This is a genomic window from Streptomyces sp. NBC_01317 (assembly GCF_035961655.1).
Lineage (GTDB): Bacteria > Actinomycetota > Actinomycetes > Streptomycetales > Streptomycetaceae > Streptomyces.
The window spans coordinates 271,768-293,979 of record NZ_CP108393.1 but is presented as its reverse complement, the minus strand read 5'-3'; the positions used below and the strand labels follow the sequence as shown (position 1 = coordinate 293,979).

Annotated in this window: 2 protein-coding genes; both read left to right on the top strand. The window is 74.1% G+C overall.

The window, feature by feature from the left end; genetic code table 11:
- Position 1: 1 nt before the first annotated feature.
- A complete protein-coding gene (locus OG349_RS01105) occupies positions 2-14,569 on the top strand; it encodes a non-ribosomal peptide synthetase (protein ID WP_327232741.1) in 14,568 nt (4,855 codons plus the stop codon).
- Entirely contained in the window at positions 14,566-22,197 is a 7,632-nt protein-coding gene (locus OG349_RS01100; protein ID WP_327232740.1) for a non-ribosomal peptide synthetase, read from the top strand. Before OG349_RS01105 ends, OG349_RS01100 begins: the two co-directional genes overlap by 4 nt.
- Positions 22,198-22,212: the final 15 nt, after the last annotated feature.

The window sequence follows — 22,212 nt, the reverse complement described above, 5'->3', positions numbered from 1 at the left end:
CATGCAGGAAAACAGTCCCCTCTCCACAGAAGTTTCTCCCGAAGAGATAGAAGAGACTTTCGAACTGACCACGGCCCAGCAGGGCATGTGGTACGGGCAGCTCGTAGACCCGGACAGCCCGAAATGCAATATCGGAGAATGCTTCGAGATCCGCGGTGACCTCGACGAGGGGTTATTAGCGGCTGCTCTCGACCGGGCCGTCGCCCTGTGTGACAGCTTCAACCTCCGGATCGTCACCCGGGACGGAACGGTTCGCCAGAGAGTCGTCCGCCCCTCCGTGCCCCGGACCGGCCTCCTGCGCCCGGTCGACCTGTCGGGCGCCGACGACCCCGTCGCCGCCGCCGAGCGCTACATGGCCGCCGACATGGCCACCGTGGACCGGCTCGACGCACCGCACCACCACTACGCGCTGCTGCGTCTCGCCCCCCGGCTGCACTACTGGTACGTCCGCTTCCACCACATCGCGATCGACGGCCTCGGCGGCGCCCTCTTCACCCGTACCGTCGCCGATCTGTACACGCGCGCCGTGCGGGGCGAGGACCTGGAAGCGATCGAGCTGCCCGCCGCGCCCCTGCGCGACCTCGTGGCCGGTGAGGTGGCCTACCGGGCATCGGACCAGTACGAGACGGACCGCGCGTACTGGACCGGCAAGTTCGCCGACCTGGCCGCCGGCCACCTCACGGACCCGGCCGGCGCCGGAGACGTATCGGACGCACGTGACGGTACGGCGCTCATCCGCCGCCGCACCGACGCCCCGACGGCCGGCGAAGTCACCGGCACGCCCGGCGGGCTGCACACCCGCGAGACGCTGCCCTTCGCCGTCTTCGACGACCTGCGCCGACTGGCCGCCGAGCACCGCACCACCTGGTCCGCGGTGTTCGTGAGTGCGGTCGCCGCCTATGTCGCCCGGGTCACCGGGAACCAGGACGTCACCGTGGGCCTCGCCTCCAACGGGCGCCACGGCGGGCTGCGGCACATCGTCGGCATGACCTCCAACGTCCTGCCGCTGCGCCTGACCGTCACCGGCGACATGACCGTCGGCGCTCTCGTGCGCACCGTCGCCGCCGAGATGCGTGGCGCCCTGCGCCACCGCCGCTTCTCCCGCGAACAGCTCGCCCGTGAACTGAGGATGACGGACGCCGCCGCGCGGCTGAGCGACATCGTCGTCAACATCATGGGCTACAACTACGACATCGACCTCGCCGGTACTCCCGCCCCCTCCCGGCTGCTGTCCCTCGGCCCGGTGGACGACCTGTCCCTCTTCGTCTCCGAACGGGCCGAGGGCAAGGACCCGTTGATCGGTTTCGACACCAACCCGGAGCTGTACCGGCCGGAGGACGTGCGGCTGCACCAGCGGGCCGTGATCTCCTTCCTGTCGGCGCTGGCCGGCGCGGACGCCGATGCCCTCCTCCGCGACCTGCCGTTCCTCGACGAGACCGGCGCCAAGGCGCTGCTCGCGCAGGGCCGGGGCGCGGACCTGCCCGCGGAGACCGTGGGAGCCACCCTTCCGGAGGCGTTCCGCGCGCGGGCACGGAGGACGCCCGACGCCCCCGCCGTGGTGGAGGGCGCCGTCACGCTCTCGTACCGCGAGCTGGCCGCATCAGCTGACGAGTTGTCAGCAACCTTGAACGGCTGGGGCGTCGCAGCCGAGGACGGCATCGGCGTTCTGATGGGCCGCTCGGCGGCCCTGGTGTCCGCCACGCTGGGCGTGGTCGGCGCGGGCGCCGCGTACGTACCGATGGACGCGGCCTGGCCGGCCGAGCGCCTTGACCGCGTGGCCGAAGTCGCGCGGGTCCGTGCCCTGGTGGTGGACGCGGCCCATGCCGACCGGCCCTGGGTACGGGAGACGGCGGCCACCCTGCCGGTGATCGTCGTCGACGATCGCGGTGGCGTCCTGCGCGGGGCTCCCCCGTGGCGGGGGGTGTTGCCGACCGTGGCCCTCGGCGGCCGGCTCGCCTACGTCATGTTCACCTCCGGGTCCACCGGCCTGCCCAAGGGCGTCGGCGTCACCCACGCCGACGTCCTCGCGCTGACCGCCGACACCGCCTGGAAGGACGGCGTGTCCGACGCGGTGCTGATGCACTCCGCCTACGTCTTCGACGCCTCCACGTTCGAGATCTGGGTGCCGCTCCTGAACGGCGGCCGTGTGGTGGTCGCACCGGCGGGTGTCCTGGAGGCACGGAGCCTCGCGGAGCTGGTCGAGCGGCACGGGGTCACCGCGCTGTTCCTGACGACCGCCCTGTTCAATGTCGTCGCCGAGACCGACCCCGCCGCGTTCGCCGGGCTGCGCCGGGTCGCCGCCGGGGGCGAGGCGGCCACCCCCGACGTGATGCGGCGCGTGGCCGCCGCCGCGCCCGGCACCCGGGTGCTGCACGTGTACGGCCCCACGGAGACCACGACCTTCGCCACCCGCCACCCGGTCGGCGCCGGCGCGGCGGGCATCCCGCCCATCGGCCGGCCCCTCGACGGGACGAGCCTGTACGTGCTCGACAGCTCCCTCGGCCTGGTGCCGCCCGGCGTCGTGGGGGAGCTGTACGTGAGCGGCCGGGGCGTCGCCCGGGGCTACCAGGGCCGCTCCGCGCTGACCGCCACCCGGTTCGTCGCCGACCCGTTCGACCCGGCGGGCGGGCGCATGTACCGTACCGGCGACCTTGTGCGCTGGACCGAGGGCGGCGACGTCGAGTACGTCGGACGCGCGGACGGGCAGGTCAAACTCCGCGGGTTCCGCATCGAGTTGGGCGAGGTCGAGAACACCTTGGCCGCCGACCCGGAGGTGCGCGCCGCGTGCGTCCTGGTCCGCGAGGACATACCCGGCGACCGCAGGCTCGTCGCCTACGTCGTGCCCGCCCCCGGCGCCCGGCCGGACGAGGCCGCCCTGGCCCGCGGACTGGGGCGCACCTTGCCCGCGTACATGGTGCCCTCCGCGTTCGTCCCGCTCGACGCGCTGCCCCTCAACGCCAACGGCAAGGTCGACCGCCGCGCGCTGCCCGTGCCCCGCGCCGCCGTCACCACGAGCGGTGTTCCGCGCACGGCGTACGAGGAGGTCCTGGCGGGCCTGTTCGCCGACGTCCTGGGCACGGCCGCCGTCGGTGTGGACGACAACTTCTTCTCCCTGGGCGGCCATTCGCTGCTCGCCACCCGTCTCATCGGCAGGACCCGGGCCGCCCTGGGCGCCGAACTCGACCTCCGTACCCTCTTCGACCACCCCACGGTCGCCTCTCTGGCCGCCGTCCTCGACACCTCCGGGGTGGCCCGGCCGCCTCTCGTCCCGCAGGACCGGCCCGACGCGGTGCCGCTGTCCTTCGCGCAGCAGCGGTTGTGGTTCCTCAACCGGCTCGAAGGCCCCAGCCCCACCTACAACGTGCCGCTCGTGCTGGAACTCGACGGTCCGCTGGACCCGGACGCCCTGCGCGGCGCGCTGGCCGACGTGGTCGTACGGCACGAGAGCCTGCGTACCGTCTTCGCCGAGGACGACGGGGTCGCCCGCCAGGAGATCCTGGACGCGGGCGCCGCCGGGTCGCTCGTCCCCCTCGTCGTGGAGACGCCCCCGCCGGGGGAGTCCGCGGACGCCTGGGCCGGGGAAACCGTCGACCGGCTGACCGCCGTGCCCTTCGACCTGGCCGGTGATGTCGCCGTCCGCGCCCATCTGCTCCGCCTGGAACCGGCCCGTCACCTCCTGGTCCTCGTACTCCACCACGTCGTCGCCGACGGCTGGTCCCTCGCCCCGCTGAGCCGTGACCTGGGCGCGGCCTATCGGGCCAGGACCGGGGGCGCGCGTACGGGCGATATGTCCGATCGGCCGGCGCCGCGTGTGCAGTACGCCGACTACGCCCTCTGGCAGCGCCGACTGCTCGGCGACGACAGCGACCCGGACAGCCTGGCCGCCCGCCAGCTCGCCTTCTGGCAGGACGCGCTGCGCGGCGCCCCCGACCTGCTCGACCTGCCGCTCGACCGGCCGCGCCCCGCCGTGCCCAGCCACCGGGGCGACACCGTTCCCTTCGCACTGCCCGCTCCCGCGCACGCCGCGCTCACCCGGCTCGCCCGCGCGGCGGGCTGCACCCCCTTCATGGTGCTCCAGGCGGCCCTCGCCGTGACCCTGCGCTCCCACGGCGCCGGTGACGACATCCCGCTGGGCACCGCCGTGGCCGGACGTACGGACGAGGCCCTGGACGATCTGGTCGGGTTCTTCGTCAACACGCTCGTCCTGCGCACGGACCTGTCCGGCGACCCGACCTTCCGTGAACTGCTGGACCGGGTCAAGGAGTTCGACATCGCGGCCTTCAGCCATGGTGACGTTCCCTTCGAACGGCTGGTGGAGGCGGTCAACCCCGAGCGGTCCGGTGACCACCACCCGCTGTTCCAGACCATGCTGGTCCTCCAGAACCAGGAACGGGCGGGGCTCGACCTGCCCGGCGTCACCGTCCACGACCGGTCGCGGCACACCGGGATCAGCAAGTTCGACCTGACGTTCTCGCTCACCGAGACCACGGCATCCGCGGACGCCACGGAACACACCGCGCCCACCACAGCGGGCACCCCCGGCATCGCCGGTTACCTGGAATACGCCACCGACCTCTTTGACGTTCGTACCGCCCGCGCCCTCAGCGCCCGCTTCGCCCACGTCCTCACCCAGGCCGTGACCGACCCCGACCGGCCCGTCGCCGACCTCGACCCGCTGGTACCGGGCGAGCGGGACGTCCTCCTCGGCCAGGGACGCGGTACGGAGCGGCCGCCGCCCACCCGTACCGCCCCCGAAGCGGTCCGCGCCTGGGCCGTACGCACCCCCCACGCGGTCGCCGTGCGCGACGCGCGCGGGAGCCTCACCTACGCCGAACTCGACGCCCGCGCCGACGCCGTCGCCCACGTCCTGCGCGAGCGGGGCGCGGGCCGTGAGGACCTGGTGGCCCTCGCCGTACCCTCCTCCGTCGACACGCTCGTCGCCATGCTGGCCGTGCTGCGGGCGGGCGCCGCCTACCTGCCCGTCGACCCGCGCTATCCGGCCGCGCGCATCCGGCACATGCTGGACGACGCCCGGCCCGTCCTGCTGCTCACCACCACCGGCGTACAGGCGGATCTGCCCGCCCACGGCGTGCCGTGGCTCGCCCTCGACGACCCCGCCGCCCTGGCCACGGGTCCCGTCGCGCCCGCCCCGGACACCCCCCACCCGGCGGACCCCGCGTACGTCATCTACACCTCAGGCTCCACCGGCCGCCCCAAGGGCGTGGTCGTGCCGCACACCGCCCTCGCCAATCACATGGCGTGGATGGCGCGGTATCTCGCCCTCACCCCGGACGACCGGGTCCTCGCCCGTACCTCCACCAGCTTCGACGCGTCCGTCTGGGAGCTGTGGCTCCCGCTGATGAACGGCGCCGAGGTCTGTGTCCTGCCGGACGACGCCAACCGGGACCCGCACGCGCTGGTCTCCTGGATGAGCCGATTCGACGTCACCGTCGCCCAGTTCGTGCCCGCGCACCTGACCCTCGTCCTCGCCGAAGCGGCGCACGCCGCGCCGCTGCCCCACCTGCGGGCCGTCCTGTGCGGCGGCGAACCGCTGCCGCGCGCCCTCGCCGCCGACATCGCCGGACTGTGGCGGGCCGAGGCGCACAACCTGTACGGACCGACCGAGGCGACCGTCGACGCGACCGCCCACCGTACCGGCGACCCGGACTCCGGCGGCCTGGGGACCGCCGAACACACGGACCCCGGCACACCGTCCGAGACCGTGCCCATCGGCCGCCCCGTCGACACCATGCGCGCCTACGTCCTCGACGGCCGGCTGCGGCCCGTACCGCCGGGCGTCACCGGGGAGTTGTACCTTTCGGGCCCCAACCTCGCCCGCGGCTACCTGCACCGCCCGGGTCTGACCGCCGAACGGTTCGTCGCCGATCCGTTCGGCGCCACCGGCGCCCGTATGTACCGGACGGGCGATCTCGTACGGTGGAACGGGCGGGGTCTGCTCGACTACGTGTCCCGCGCCGACGACCAGGTCAAACTGCGCGGTTTCCGCATCGAGTTGGGCGAGGTCGAGGCCGCGCTCCTGGCGCGCCCCGGCGTCACGGCCGCCTGCGCCGTGATCCGCGAGGACGAACCCGGCCTGCGCCGCCTCGTCGCCTACGCCGTCACCGGCGACCCGGCCCCGCGCCCCGCCGTCCTCCGTGACGACCTCGCCGAGACCCTGCCGCACTACATGGTGCCCGGCAGCGTCGTCGTCCTGGACGACCTTCCGCTCCTGCCCAACGGGAAGGTGGACCGGCGCGCCCTGCCCGTACCCGACCCGGGCCCCGACACCCCCGCCGCTGTGGGCCGGCGCACGCTCCAGGAGGACCTGCTCGCCGGGATCTTCGCCGATGTCCTGCACGTGCCCTCGGTCGGCCCGCACGACAGCTTCTTCGACCTCGGCGGCCACTCGCTCCTCGCGATGCGTGTGGTCAGCCGCGTCCGTTCCGTCCTGGGCGCCGAGGCCGCCGTACGCACCCTCTTCGAGCACCCGACCGTCGCGGGCCTGGCCCGCGTCCTCGACACACCCGGCCCGGCCCGCCCGCCGGTGGTGTCAGCCGCGTCGCGGCCCGATCCGCTGCCGCTGTCCTTCGCGCAGCAGCGGTTGTGGTTCCTCAACCGGCTCGAAGGCCCCAGCTCGGCCTACAACATCCCGCTCGTCCTGGAACTCGGCGGCCGGCTCGACCCGGACGCCCTGCGCGCGGCCCTGGCCGATGTCGTGGAGCGGCACGAGGCGCTGCGCACGCTGTTCCCCGAACGGGACGGCGTACCGCACCAGTTGATCCTCCCCGCCGACACCGCGACACCCGCCCTGCCGGTCGTGAGCACGGCGCCCGGCGATCTGGAGGCCGCCGTCCTGGCCGCGGTGCGTGAGCCGTTCGACGTCGTCACGGACCTGCCGCTGCGCGCGCTGCTCCTGCGCTCGTCACCCGCCCATCACGTCCTCGTGCTCGTCCTGCACCACATCGCGGGCGACGGCTGGTCCCTCGCACCGCTCGCCCGCCATCTCGGCGACGCCTACCGGGCCCGTCTCGCGGGCCGAGCGCCCGAGTCGGCGGCGGGCACGCCGCTCCAGTACGCCGACTACACGCTCTGGCAGCGCGCCACCTTGGGGGAAAGCGATGACGACGGCGACGGGGACGCGCCCGCGAGCGTCCTGCGGCACCAACTCGACCACTGGCACACCGCTCTCGCCGGACTGCCCGGCCTGATCGACCTGCCGCTGGACCGGCCGCGCCCGGTCACCGTCGATCCGAGGGGGGCCGTCCACACCTTCGACGTACCACCGTCCCTGCACACCCAACTCCTGCGCCTGGCAAAGGAGTCGGGCAGCAGTCTGTTCATGGTGCTCCAGGCGGCGGTGGCGACCCTGCTGCACCGCCATGGCGCCGGCGACGACATCCCGCTCGGCTCGCCCGTCGCCGGGCGTACGGACGAGGCGCTGGAGGACCTGGTCGGGTTCTTCGTCAACACGCTCGTCCTGCGCACGGACCTGTCCGGCAACCCGACCTTCCGTGAACTGCTCGTACGGGTGCGGGAATTCGACCTGGCCGCCTACGGGCACCAGGACGTGCCGTTCGAACGTCTCGTGGAGAGTCTCAACCCGGTCAGGGCGCGCGACCACCACCCGCTGTTCCAGACCATGCTGGTCCTCCAGAACCAGGAGACCGTCCGCCCCGACCTGCCGGGGCTCACCGTCGAGGACCGGCTCGTCCACAACGGGCTGAGCAAGTTCGACCTCACCTTCGCCTTCACCGAGGAGCGGGCCGGAGGCGGCCTCACCGCCGGGATCGAGTACGCCACCGCTCTCTTCGACCGGACCACCGTCGAGGCCCTCGCGGCCCGCCTGGTCGGCCTCCTGGAGCAGGTGGCGGCCGACCCCGGCCGGCCCGTGGCGGGCCACGACCTGATGACACCGGACGAACACACCCGGGTGACACGCTGGGGCACCGGACGCGGCCTGCCCGCGGCCATGCCGGCCACGCCGGACACCCCGAAGACCCCGGACGCCGCCACCCTCCCCGCCCTCTTCGCGGCCCAGGCGCTCCGCACCCCGGACGCCGTGGCCGTCACCGGCGAGGACACCACCCTCACGTACGCCGCACTCGACCGGATCTCCGCCGACCTCGCCCGCACCCTGGCGGGCCTCGGCGTCGGCCCCGAGGACGGCGTCGGTGTGGTGCTCGGCCGGTCGGCCGCCGTGGTGTCGGCGTCCCTCGGCGCGGTCCGCGCGGCCGGTGCCTACGTCCCGCTCGACGCCCGCTGGCCCGAGGAGCGGCTCGACCAGGTCGCCGCGGTGGCGGACGTACGGGTCCTGGTCGTCGGCGAGGACACCGCCGCCGTCCCCTGGGTGACCGCAAGGGCCCGTCAGCTGCCGGTGGTTGTGGTGGACCGGCTCGGCCGGGTCCTGCGGGGCGCGCCCGAACGGCCGGGCCGCCCGGCCGACGTGCCGGGCCCCGGCGCCCTCGCGTACGTGATGTTCACGTCCGGCTCCACCGGCCTGCCCAAGGGCGTCGGCGTCACCCACGCCGACGTGGTCGCGCTCACGGCCGACTCCGCCTGGCGCGACGGCGCCGCCGACGCGGTCCTGATGCACTCGGCGTACGTCTTCGACGCCTCCACGTTCGAGATCTGGGCCCCGCTCCTGCACGGTGGACGGGTGGTCGTCGCACCGGACGGCGTCCTGGAGGCGCGCACCCTCGACGTCGCCGTCCACGAGCACGGAGTGACCGCCGTGTTCCTGACGACAGCCCTGTTCAACGTGATCGCCGAGACCGACCCCGGCGCCTTCGCCGGGCTGCGACTCGTCTGCGCCGGTGGGGAGTTGGCCTCCCCGGACGCGATGCAGCGCGTCGCCGGCACCGCGCCCGGCGCACGGATCCTCCATGTGTACGGGCCCACCGAGACCACCACCTTCGCCACACGCTACGAGGTGGCGGCCGACCTGCCGTCGGGACCGCCGCCCATCGGGCGCCCCCTGGACGGCATGCGCCTGTACGTCCTGGACGCGTCCCTGGGACCCGTACCGCCGGGCGTCGTGGGGGAGTTGTACCTCGCGGGACGCGGTGTCGCCCGCGGGTACACCGGGCTGCCCGCCCTGACCGCCGCGCGTTTTGTCGCCGACCCGTTCGACCCGGCGGGCGGGCGCATGTACCGCACCGGCGACCTGGTCCGCTGGACCCGCGACGGGCAGATCGCGTACGTCACCCGCGCCGACGGCCAGGTGAAGCTGCGTGGCTACCGCATCGAACTCGGCGAGATCGAGGGCGTGCTGGCCTCCTGCGACGGGGTCGCCGACTCCTTCGCCGTCGTCCGCGAGGACGTTCCCGGCGACCGGCGGCTCGTCGCGTACGTCGTGCCCGCCGCCGGGGCGAGCCCCGACCCCGGCGACCTGGCCCTCGCCGTCGGCCGGTCCCTGCCCGCCTACATGGTGCCCTCCGCGTTTGTCCTGCTCGACGCGCTGCCGTTGACGGTCAACGGCAAGGTGGACCGGCGCGCCCTCCCGGAGCCCGCCCACCACGCCCCGGTTCGCGGGCGCGCCGCCCGTACCGCCCGCGAGGAGATCGTGTGCGGACTCTTCGCCGACGTGCTCGGCCTCGACGGGGCGGGGGTGGACGACAACTTCTTCGCCCTGGGCGGCCATTCGCTGCTCGCCACCCGTCTCACCGCCCGCATCCGTACCGCGCTGGGGGTGGAGGTCCAGGTCAAGACCCTCTTCGAGCACCCCACCCCGGCAGCGCTCGCCGCCGCGCTGGACGGCGCCGAGAAGGCCAGGAGCCGCCTGGAACGCGTCCCGGACCGTCCCGATCCGCTGCCGCTGTCCTTCGCACAGCAACGCCTCTGGTTCCTCAACCGGTTCGAGGGGCCCAGCGCCACGTACAACGTGCCGCTCGTGCTGCGCCTGAACGGTCCGCTCGACGCGGACGCCCTGGAGAGCGCCCTCGTGGACGTCGTGGAGCGCCACGAGAGCCTGCGTACCGTCTTCCCCGACGCCGACGGGGTGGCGCGCCAGCTCGTCCTGGACGCCCATGACGCCGACATCGACCTGACGCCTCGTCACATCGACCCCGAACCCGACCCCGACACCTACATAGACACCCACGTCGACACCCACACCGACGCCCGCCTGGACGAGGTGCTGTCCGCCGAAGTGGCGCACGCCTTCGACGTGAGCGCCGAACTCCCCGTACGGGCCCGGCTGGTACGGCTCGGCGCCGAGGCGCACGTCCTCGTGCTCGTCGTCCACCACATCGCGGGCGACGGCTGGTCCCTCGCCCCGCTCGCCCGCGACCTGGGCACGGCGTACCGGGCGCGCACCGAGGGGGAGGAACCCGGCTGGACCGAACTGGGTGTCCAGTACGCCGACTACGCCCTGTGGCAGCGTGCGCTCCTCGGCGACGAGGACGACCCGGACAGCCAGGCGGCCCGTCAGCTGGACTTCTGGCGTACGGCCCTCGCCGGCGCCCCCGACCTGCTCGAACTGCCCTGCGACCACCCGAGACCCGCTGTCACGGCGTACGGCGGCGACGCCTTCACCTTCCCCGTCGACGCGGACACCCACCGGGCCCTCGCCGACCTCGCCCGGGCCCGGGGATGCAGCCTCTTCATGGTGCTCCAGGCGGCCCTGTCGGTGCTCCTGTCCCGGCACGGCGCCGGTGACGACATCCCGCTCGGCACCGCCGTCGCCGGACGCACCGACGAAGCCCTGGACGATCTGGTGGGCTTCTTCGTCAACACCCTGGTCCTGCGCACCGACCTGACCGGGGACCCCACCTTCGCCGAAGTGCTCGACCGCGTACGGGAGTTCGACCTGGCCGCCTACGCCCACCAGGACGTGCCCTTCGAACGGCTGGTGGACTCCCTCAGCCCGGTCAGGGCCCAGAACCACCACCCGCTCTTCCAGACCATGCTCGTCCTCCAGAACCAGGCGGACGCCACCGTCGACCTGCCGGGTCTCACCGTGACGCAGCAGCCCGTGCGGACCGGCATCAGCAAGTTCGACCTGACCTTCACCTTCGCCGAGAGACACGACGGCACGGGCCGGCCTGCCGGCCTCGACGGTGTCCTGGAGTTCTCCACCGAACTCTTCACCCCCACCACCGCCCACACCCTGGCCGCCCGGCTCACCCGCCTGCTCGCCTCGCTCGCCGCCGACCCCGGCCGGCGCGTCCACACCGTCGACGTCCTGGACGCGGCCGAGCGCCGGAGCCTCGAACGAGCCGCCCACGGACCCGTCCGGCCCCGGACGGCAACCACGGCGCCCGAGGCGTTCCGCGCCCAGTGCGCCCGTACACCCGGCGCGATCGCCGTCCGGGACGGCGCGTACCGCCTCACCTTCCGCGAACTCGACCAGCTGTCGGACGACTTGGCGCACCACCTGTACGACCGGGGCATCGGCCGCGGCGACCTCGTCGCGCTCGCCCTGGAAGGCACCGCCGACCAGGTCGTGGCGATGCTGGCGGTCACCAAGGCCGGGGCCGCCTATCTGCCCGTCGACCTGGAGTACCCGGCGGCGCGGATCGCCCACATGCTCGCCGACGCCCGCCCCGCGCTGCTCCTGACCCACGACACCGACCGGGCCGCACGCCACGGCCTGTCCCTGCCCAGCCTGGCGCTGGACGACCGCGCCGCCTGGTCGACGGGGCGCGCCGCGCCTTCCGCCGCCGCGCCGGACCCGCGCGACGCGGCGTACGTCATCTACACCTCGGGCTCCACCGGCCGCCCCAAGGGCGTCGTCGTCACCCACGCCTCCCTGACCAACCACATGGCGTGGATGGCGGGACACCTCGGCCTCACCGACGACGACCGGGTCCTCGCCCGCACCTCGCCGAGCTTCGACGCGTCGGTGTGGGAGACCTGGCTGCCGCTCCTGCACGGCGGCTCCACCTGCCCCGTGCCGCCCGCCGCCAACCACGACCCCGCCGGACTGCTGGCCCGCATGCGCGACACCGGTGTGACCGTCGCCCAGTTCGTGCCCTCGCACCTCTCGCTCATGCTCACCGAGACCGGCCCCGACGACGCGCCCGCGACCCTGCGGGCCGTCCTCTGCGGCGGCGAACCGCTGTCACGGTCCCTGGCCGCGCGGGTCGGGCACGCCTGGCGGGCCGAGGTGCACAACCTGTACGGGCCCACCGAGACGACCATCGACGCCACCGCCCACCACCACCGGGGCGGGGAGAAGGACACGTCCGGGCGGGACGGGGGCGTACCGCTCGGCCGGCCCGTCGACAACACCCGCGCCCATGTCCTGGACGCCGGTCTGCGGCCGGTACCGCCGGGCGTCACCGGCGAGCTGTACGTGGCGGGCGAGGGTCTCGCGCGCGGCTACCTGGGGCGCCCCGGCCTGACGGCCACGCGGTTCGTCGCCGATCCGTACGGCCCCGCCGGAAGCCGCATGTACCGTACGGGCGACCTCGTCCGGCGGGACGCCGACGGCCTGCTCACGTATGTGTCCCGGGCCGACGACCAGGTCAAGCTGCACGGTTTCCGTATCGAACTCGGCGAGATCGAGGCCGCTCTCACCGCCACCGGCTCCATCGCCGCCGCCTGCGCCCTGGTCCGCGAGGACCGGCCGGGCGAGCGGCGTCTGGTCGCCTACACCGTGCCCGACACGGCGAGCGGCAACGTACTCCTGACCGAGGGGGAGTTGCGCGCACGGCTGACCTCGGTGCTGCCGCCGTACATGGTGCCCACCGTTTTCGTCGCCCTCGACGCGCTGCCGCTGCTCCCCAACGGCAAGACCGACCGCCGGTCCCTGCCCGTCCCGGAGCGCCCGGCGGCCACCCGGCCGGGCGGGGAGCCGCGTACCGCGCGGGAGCGGGTCCTCTGTGACGTGTTCGCCTCCGTCCTGCGCACTCAAGTGGTGCGTACCGACGACGACTTCTTCGCGCTCGGCGGCGACAGCATCCTCTCCATCCAGCTCGTCAGCCGCCTCCGCGAGGCCGGCCTCGGGGTCACCCCGCGCGACGTCTTCGCCCACCGCACCCCCGAAGCCATCGCGGCCACCGCCACCGCACTCGACCAGCAGATCGCGGCCCCCGCCGATCCCGGCACCGGAGAGCTGCCGCCGACTCCCATCATCGCCTGGCTCCTGGAGCGACCCGGCGCCATCGACGGCTACAACCAGTCCGGGGTGCTGCGCACCCCGGCGGGCGCCGACGAGGACTCCCTCGTCGCCACGCTCCAACTCCTCATCGACCACCACGCGATGCTGCGGCTGCGGGTCACCCGCCAGGACGGGGGCGGACCGGTCCTCGAAGCCCTGCCGCAGGACGCCGTGTCCGCCCGCGACCGCTTCACGCGCGTCGACGTCACGGGCCTGGGCGCCGACGCCATCCGCGCCGCCGTCACGGAGGCCGGTGAACAGGCCCGCAGACGGCTGCGACCCGCGGACGGCAACGTGGTCCAGGCCGTCTGGGCGGACGCGGGGCCGCAGGTACGCGGGCGGTTGCTCCTTGTCGTGCACCACCTGGCCGTCGACGCGGTTTCGTGGCGCGTCCTCGCTGCCGATCTGGCCGCCGCCTGGCGCACCGTCAGCAGCGGGGTCCCCACGACCCTGCCCCCCGTCACCACCTCCTACCGGCGCTGGGCCCAACTCCTCGCGTCCCAGGCGCGCGGCGCCGCTCGCGAGGCCGAACTATTCCTGTGGGAAGAGGCGTTGAGCGCTCCGGATCCGCAACTGGGATACCGGCCGCTCGACCCCCACCTGGACACCGCCGACCGCACCCGCACCCTCACCACCCACCTGCCCGCCACGTGGACCACCCCCCTGCTCACCACCGTCCCCGCCGCCTTCCACGCCGGCGTGGACGACGTCCTGCTCACCGGCTTCGCCCTCGCCGTACGCTCCTGGCGCGCCGAACGGGCCGCCGCCCGCGGCGAACGCCGTCCCGCCGACACCGGCGTCCTGCTCGACCTGGAGAGCCACGGCCGCGAGCAGCTCGCCGACCACCTCGACCTGTCCCGTACGGTCGGCTGGTTCACCAGCCTCTACCCGGTCCGGCTCGACCCGGGACCCGGCGACGCCCGCGACCCCCGCCACTTCGACGCCGCCCTGGTCGAACGCGCCCTCAAACGGGTCAAGGAACAGCTGCGGACCGTCCCCGACCACGGGGTCGGCCACGGCATGCTGCGCCATCTCAACCCCGCCACCCGGCCCCGGCTGGCCGCCGCGCCCGCGCCCCAGATCGGCTTCAACTACCTCGGCCGGTACGACGCGGGCGAGGGCGGGGCTCCGGGAGCCGGCGCCGACTGGGACGTGGTGCTCGACGGCGGCGGCCCGCGCAGCCAGGACCCGGACATGCCCGTCCACCACGTCCTCGACATCAACGCGCACACCGAGGACCTGCCGGAGGGGCCGCGCCTGGTGATCCGCTGGACCTGGCCCAGCGACCTCCTCAAGGAGGAGGACGTGGAGGCCCTGTCCGACACCTTCGGACACGCCCTGCGCGCCCTCGCCGAACACACCGAACGACCCGACGCGGGCGGCTACACGCCGTCCGACCTTCCCCTGGTCTCGCTCAACCAGGCCCAGATCGACCGACTTCAGAACAAGTGGGGTGGACGCAAGTGACCGGGTTCCAACTGGAAGACGTACTGCCGCTGACGCCGTTGCAGGCAGGCATGCACTTCCACGCGCTGTACGACTCCCATGCCGTGGACGTCTACACCGCGCAGTTCGTCTTCGACCTCGAAGGCACCGTCAGCGTCCCCACGCTGCGCGCCGCGATCGCCGGCCTGCTGCGACGGCACGCCAACCTGCGGGTCGGTTTCCTCCACGAGGACCTGGACGAGCCCGTGCAGGCCGTCGCCGCCGAAGTGGCCGTGCCACTGGAGGAGTTGGACCTGACCGGAGCGGGGACCACCACGGACGGGACCACTACAACCGGTACGGACACGGACGGACCGGACACGGACGGACCGGACACCACAGCGGAACGCCTCACCGCGTTCCTCGCCGCCGACCGCACCCGCCGCTTCGACCTCGCCACCCCGCCGCTGATGCGGTTCACCCTTGTGCACACCGCGCCGCGCCGCCACCGCCTGGTCATGACGAGCCATCACATCCTGCTCGACGGCTGGTCGACACCCCTGCTGGTGCGGGAACTCTTCGAGCTGTACGCGAGCCGGGGCGACGACAGCGCCCTGCCGCGCGTCGCCCCGTACCGGACCTACCTCGCCTGGCTGGCCGCGCAGGACCGTACCGCCGCTCTCGACGCCTGGCGCACCGCACTGGCCGGAGTCGAGGCGCCGACCCTGCTCGCCGGGCGCGGGGGAGCGGACGTGCCGGGCGCCGGCGAACTGCCGGAGACCCTCGTCCTCGACCTGGACGAGGCCACCACGCTCCGGCTGCGCGAGACGGCCCGCGCCCACCGCCTCACCCTCAACACCCTGGTCCAGGGGGCCTGGGGCCTGCTGCTCGCGCACCTCACCGGACGCCGGGACGTCATGTTCGGCACCACCGTCTCCGGCCGTCCGCCGGAGATCCCGGGCATCGAGTCGATGGTCGGGTTGTTCATCAACACCGTGCCGGTACGGCTCCGCCCGGCGCCCGGCGAGACCCTGGCCGCGCTCCTGACCCGGCTCCAGGAGGAGCAGGGCGGTCTCCTCGGCAGCCAGTACGTGGGCCTGACCGAGTTACGCGCTGTCACCGGGCTCGACGAACTCTTCGACACCCTGGCCGTGTTCGAGAACTACCCGCTGGACGCGGAGGCCCTGCGTACCGCCCAGCAAGGGCTGCCCGATCTCGCGGTCACCGGGTTCAGCGGCACGGACGCCGCCCACTACCCGCTCACCCTCACCATCGCGCCGGGCGATGCCCTGCGGATCACCTTCGGCTACCGGGCCGCCGTCCTCGACCGCGACGAGGTGGCCCGTACCGTCGCTCGCATGCGGCGCCTGCTGGGCGTGATGGCCGAAGGGCTCGACGGCCGGGCCGACGCCGTCCCCGTCCTCCTGGACGGGGAGCGTGACACCCTGCTCTCCCAGGGGCGCGGCGCCGAACTCACCGGCACCGACCTGGACATGAGTGTTCCCGACGCCGTCGCCCGGCACGCTGCCCGCCAACCGGACGCGGTGGCCGTCACAGGAGCGGCCGAGGAACTGACGTACCGACAGCTGATCGATATATCCGACGACTTGGCCCGTACCCTCTCCGGTCTCGGGATCGGCGCCGAGGACGGTGTCGGCGTCCTCCTCGGCCGCTCCGCCGCCCTGGTCACCGGCTCCCTCGGGGCCCTGCGCGCGGGCGCCGCCTACGTACCCCTCGACCCGCGCTGGCCCGTCGAACGGCTCGTCCGAGTCGCCGAAGTGGCCGCCGTACGCGCCCTGATCGTCGACGAGTCCACCCGCTCGCACCCCTGGGTGGGCCGCTCGGGCCCGGACGTCACCGTGGTGACCGTCGACGCCGCGGGCCGGGTCCGGCACGGGGGCCCCGCCGCCCCCGGAGCCCTCCCCGCAGTCCCGGGCGGGGCCCGGCTCGCCTACGTGATGTTCACCTCCGGCTCCACCGGCCTGCCCAAGGGCGTCGGCGTCACCCACGCCGACATCACCGCCCTCGCGGCCGAACGGACCTGGGGGGACGGCGCGGCCGACGCCGTCCTGCTGCACTCCGCGTACGTCTTCGACGCCTCCACCTTCGAGATCTGGACCCCGCTGCTCAACGGCGGCCGCGTGGTCGTCGCCCCCGACGGCAGCCTCCAACCCGCCGTGCTCCGCGACCTCGTCGCCCTGTACGGCGTCACGGCCGCCTTTCTGACCACGGCCCTGTTCAACGTCATCGCCGAGACCGACCCCGGCGCCCTCGGCCTGCTGCGCCTGGCCGCCGCCGGTGGTGAGGCCGCCGCGCCCGGCGTGCTCCAGCGCCTCGCCGCCGCCCACCCCGACACCGTGGTCCTCAACGCCTACGGGCCCACCGAGACGACCACCTTCGCCACCGTGCACCGCGTCCGGCCCGACGACACCCCCGGCCGCGTGCCCCCGATCGGCCGGGCGCTCGACGGCATGCGCGGGTACGTCCTGGACGCGGCGATGCGGCTCGTACCGCTCGGCGCCGAGGGCGAGTTGTACGTCGCGGGCCCCGGGGTGGCACGCGGCTACCTGGGGCGCCCTGAGCTCACCGCCACCCGTTTCGTCGCCGACCCGTTCGCCGGCGACGGCAGCCGGATGTACCGCACCGGCGACCTCGCGCGCCGGGACGCCGACGGCACCCTGCACCACGTGGCCCGGGCCGACCAGCAGATCAAGCTGCGCGGCCACCGCATCGAACCCGGCGAGATCGAGGCGGTCCTCCGCACCGACCCGTCCGTACGCGCCGCCTGCGTCCTGGTCCGCGAGGACCTGCCCGGCGACCGTACCCTCACCGCGTACGTCGTCCCCGCCGCCGGACACACCCCGGACCCGGACCTGCTCGCCGCGCACGTGGGCCGCCACCTGCCCGCCTACATGGTGCCCACCGCGATCCAGCCGCTCGACGCGCTGCCCCTGACCCCCAACGGCAAACTCGACCGCGCGGCCCTGCCCGCGCCCGCCCCCGCGCCCGGCGCGTCGGGCCGGCCGCCACGCGGCGCCCACGAGGAGATCCTCGCGGGCCTGTTCGCCGACGTCCTCGGCGTGGACCGCGTCGGCGTCGACGACAACTTCTTCGCCCTGGGCGGCCACTCCCTGCTCGCCACCCGGCTCATCGGCCGCGTCCGCACCGCCCTGGGCACCGAGAGCGAGATCCGTACCCTCTTCCAGAACCCCACCGTCGCCACGTTCGCCGCCGCCCTGGCGGACGCGGGCCGCCCCGCCCGCCCCGCGCTCGTCCCGGGCGAACGCCCCACCGTCCTCCCGCTGTCCTACGCGCAGCAGCGCCTGTGGTTCCTCCACCGGCTCGAAGGCCCGTCCGCCACGTACAACATCCCCTTCGCGATCCGCATGGACGGACCGCTCGACACGGACGCCCTGCGCCGGGCCCTCCACGACCTCGTCACCCGGCACGCCGCCCTGCGCACCGTCTTTCCCGGGACCGTCCTCCCCGGGGACGACGGCGGACCGCGCCAGCACCTCACCGCCCCGGACGACCTGCGACTCCCCTTCACCGTCGAGGACATCGACGCGACAGGGCTCCCCGACCGGATCAGAGCCGCCGCGACCGAACCGATCGACATCGAGCGCCACCTCCCGCTCCGGGCGACCCTGTTGCGCCTGGCCGACGACGCGCACGTCCTGGTCCTCGTGATCCACCACATCGCCGCCGACGGCTCGTCCCTCGCCCCCCTCACCCGGGACCTCGGCGCCGCCTACCGCGCCGGAACCGGCGACGGGGAACCCGGCTGGACCGCGCTTCCCGTCGACTACGCCGACTACACCCTGTGGCAGCGCCGCCTGCTCGGCGACGAGAACGACCCGGAAAGCCTTGTGTCGCGTCAACTCGCCCACTGGAAAGACGCGTTGAACGGGCTGCCGGAAGCGATCGACCTGCCGTGGGACCGGCCCCGCCCCGCCGTGCCCCGGCACACCGGCGCCACCCACGCCTTCACCCTCGACAGCGACACCGCCCGGCGGATCGGGGACCTCGCCCGCGCCGCCGGATGCAGCGTCTTCATGGTGCTCCAGGCCGCCCTGTCGACGGTCCTCTCCCGGCACGGCGCGGGCGACGACATCCCGCTGGGCACGGTGGTCGCCGGACGCACCGACGAGGCCACCTCCGATCTTGTCGGCTTCTTCGTCAACACACTCGTGCTGCGCACGGACCTCACGGGCGACCCGACATTCCTCGAACTCCTCGACCGGGTCAAGGAGTTCGACCTCTCCGCGTACGCCCACCAGGACGTCCCCTTCGAGCGCCTGGTCGAACTCCTCAACCCCGCACGGTCGCAGAACCACCATCCGCTCTTCCAGACCATGCTCATCCTCCAGAACCACACCTCCACCGCCCCCGTCGACCTGCCCGGCCTCACCGTCACCGGCGTACCGGTCGACCTCGGAGTCAGCAAGTTCGACCTGTCGTTCACCTTCACCGAGACGTACGACACCGGCGGTGCGCCCGGCGGCATGCGGGCCACCGTCGACTACGCGACGGAACTCTTCGACCCGGCCACCGTCCGCGGCCTGGCGCAACGGCTCGTCCTGCTCCTCGCCGCCGTCACCACCGACCCCGACCGCCCGCTGCGCACGTACGACGTGCTCACCGGCGCCGAGCGCACCCGCCTCGCCGGCTGGGGCACCGGACCCGCCGAGGACCGGCCCGCGTCGACGGTTCCCGCGCTCTTCGCCCGGTGGGCCCGGCGCACCCCGGACGCCCCGGCGGTCCGCGACGCCGGCACCACGCTCACGTACGGTCAACTGAACAGCCGCGCCGACGCGTTGGCCCGCCACCTCACCGCGCTGGGCATCGGCCCCGAGGACCGGGTGGCCGTCGCCCTGCCCCGTACCCACGACCTCGTGGTGGCCCTCCTCGGCGTCCTCAAGGCGGGGGCGGCGTACGTACCCCTCGATCCCGCCTACCCCGCACCGCGCCTCTCGTACATGCTCGAAGACGCCCGGCCCCGGCTGCTCCTCACCACCCCCGCCGTCCGCCGCGGTCTCCCGGACTCCTCCGTGCCCTGCCTGTACGTCGAAGACCTCGGGGACGGCACTCCGCCGGCCGTCCACCCCGACGCCCGTACGGGCCCGGCCCCGTCCCTGCTCCCGGGGCATCCCGCGTACGTCATCCACACGTCCGGCTCCACCGGCCGCCCCAAGGGCGTCGTCGTCACCCACCGGGGCGTCGGCGCCATGGCCAGGACCCAGAGCGAACGCCTGCGCGTCGGTCCCGGCAGCCGGGTGCTGCACATGGCGTCGGTCAGCTTCGACGCCGCGTTCTGGGAGCTGTGCATGGGGCTGCTCTCCGGGGCCTGCCTGGAGATCGACGAACGCGACGCCCTGCTTCCCGGTCCCACCCTCGCCGCCCTGGTCCGCGAACGGGGCGTCACCCACCTCACCCTGCCGCCCGCCGCCCTCGCGGTGATGCCCCCCGGCTCGCTGCCCGCCGGGACCACGATGGTCCTCGCCGGTGAGGCGTGCACGCCGGCGCTGGTGCACGCCTGGGCGGGGGACCGCTTCCTGACCAACGCGTACGGCCCCACGGAGACCACCGTCTGCGCCACCATGAGCGCCTTCCAGGAGGCGGACGGGCCGGGGGCGCCCGACCGTACCGTGCCCATCGGCGTACCCGTCGACGGCACCCGGGTCCATGTCCTGGACGACCGGCTGGCGCCCGTGCCGCCCGGCGTCGTGGGCGAACTGTACGTGTCCGGTGCGGGGTTGGCCCGTGGCTACCACGGGAGGGCCGCCCTGACCGCGTCCCGCTTCGTGGCCGATCCGTTCGACCCGGCGGGGGGCCGGATGTACCGCACCGGCGATCTGGTGCGCTGGACCGCCGGCGGGGAACTCGTCTACGTCTCCCGCGTAGACGACCAGGTCAAGCTGCGCGGCTTCCGCATCGAACTCGGCGAGATCGAGGCCGCGCTCACCGACCTGCCCGGCGTCGCCGCCGCCTGCGCCGTCGTCCGCGAGGACCGGCCGGGGGACCGGCGCCTCGTGGCGTACACCGTGGGCGGGACGGAGGCCGATCTGCGCGCCCACCTCGCCGCCACCCTGCCCGCCCACCTGGTCCCGGCCGCCTTCGTACGGCTCGACGCCCTGCCCGTCACGCCCAACGGCAAGACCGACCGGCGCGCCCTGCCCGCGCCCGGCCTGACGGTGACGGCCGGAGGCCGCGCCCCGCGCACCGACACCGAGCGCGCCCTGTGCGAGGCGTTCGCGGAGACGCTCGGCGTGCCCGGGGTCGGCGTGACGGACGACTTCTTCGCCCTGGGCGGCCACTCCCTGCTGGCCGTGACCCTGGTCCAGCGCATCGAGGAGCGCTGCGGTCACCGTGTCTCCCTGCGCGCCCTGTTCGCGGCGCCCACGGTCGAGGGCGTCGACCGTCTCCTGAGCCGTTCGGCGGACGACGGGAGCGAGACCCACGACACGGGCGACGAGGCCCCCGCCGCTCCCGACCTCACCGCCGAGGTGCGCCTGGCCCCGGACATCACGGGCGCGGGCCGGGACGTTCTCCTCACGCCCCCCGTGCGGCTCTCCGGCCCCACCGCCCGGCCCCTGCTGACCGGCGCCTCTGGCTTCCTCGGCGCGTTCCTCCTGCGCGACCTCATCGAGACCACCGACGGCCCGGTCGACTGCCTCGTACGGGCGCGGGACGAGCGGGACGCGGGGCGCCGGCTGCGCGCGAACCTGGAGCGGTACGGCCTGTGGCGCCCCCGGTACGAGGCCCTGATCCGCCCCGTCCCCGGCGACCTCGCCGCCCCCGGCCTCGGCCTGTCGCCCGAGGAGAGGGCCGCCCTGGTCCGCCGCCTCGGCCCGGTCCTGCACAACGGCGCACGCGTCAACTTCGCCGCCCCGTACGGAGATCTGCGCGCCCCCAACGTCGGCGGCACCGAGGAACTGCTGCGCCTGCTCGCCGACTCCGCCTCACCCGGGATGCACTACATCTCGACCACCGGCGTCTACGCGCCGGCGCCCGGCCCCGATCCCCTCACCATCACGGAGTCGACCCCGACGGGCCCCGCGTCGTCACTGCCCGACGGCTACGCGCGCAGCAAGTGGGTCGCGGAGGGGCTGGTCGGCCTGGCCCGCGAACGCGGCCTGCCGGTGACCGTCTACCGCCCCGGTCGCATCAGCGGCGACACCACCACCGGCGCCTGCCAGGACCGGGACCTGCTGTGGCAGCTCATCAAGGGCTGCCTCCAGGCCGGAGCCGTACCGGATCTGCCGTACGGGTCGACCGACTGGGTCCCCGTGGACCACGTCAGCGCGGCGGTGGTGGCGCTCTCCACGGCGGGCCAGACGGGTGCGGAGACGTACCACCTCACCAACCCGGACGCACCGGGCCTGGACCGCGTCTTCGAGGCCGCCACCCGCCTCGGCCACGACCTGCGAACGATCCCCGCCCCGGACTGGCAGTCCCTGGTGGCGGCCCAACCCGACAACGCGGCCCAACTCTTCCTCGGCGAGGAGACCGGCCCCCGCCCCGAGGCAACGGACCACCGCCGCTTCGACTCGGGCCAGACGACGAAGGCGGCGGCGTCCCTGGGTGCCCACCAGCCTCCCCTGACGGACGAGATCCTCACCCGCTACCTGACCTACTTCCACACCACCGGCTTCCTGCCCACGCCGTAGGCCCGGGCGCCGAGC

Bases quoted from the DNA above. Each gene is read 5' to 3' on its own strand.
- OG349_RS01105 (WP_327232741.1), top strand. From the start codon at position 2: ATGCAGGAAAACAGTCCCCTCTCCACAGAAGTTTCTCCCGAAGAGATA.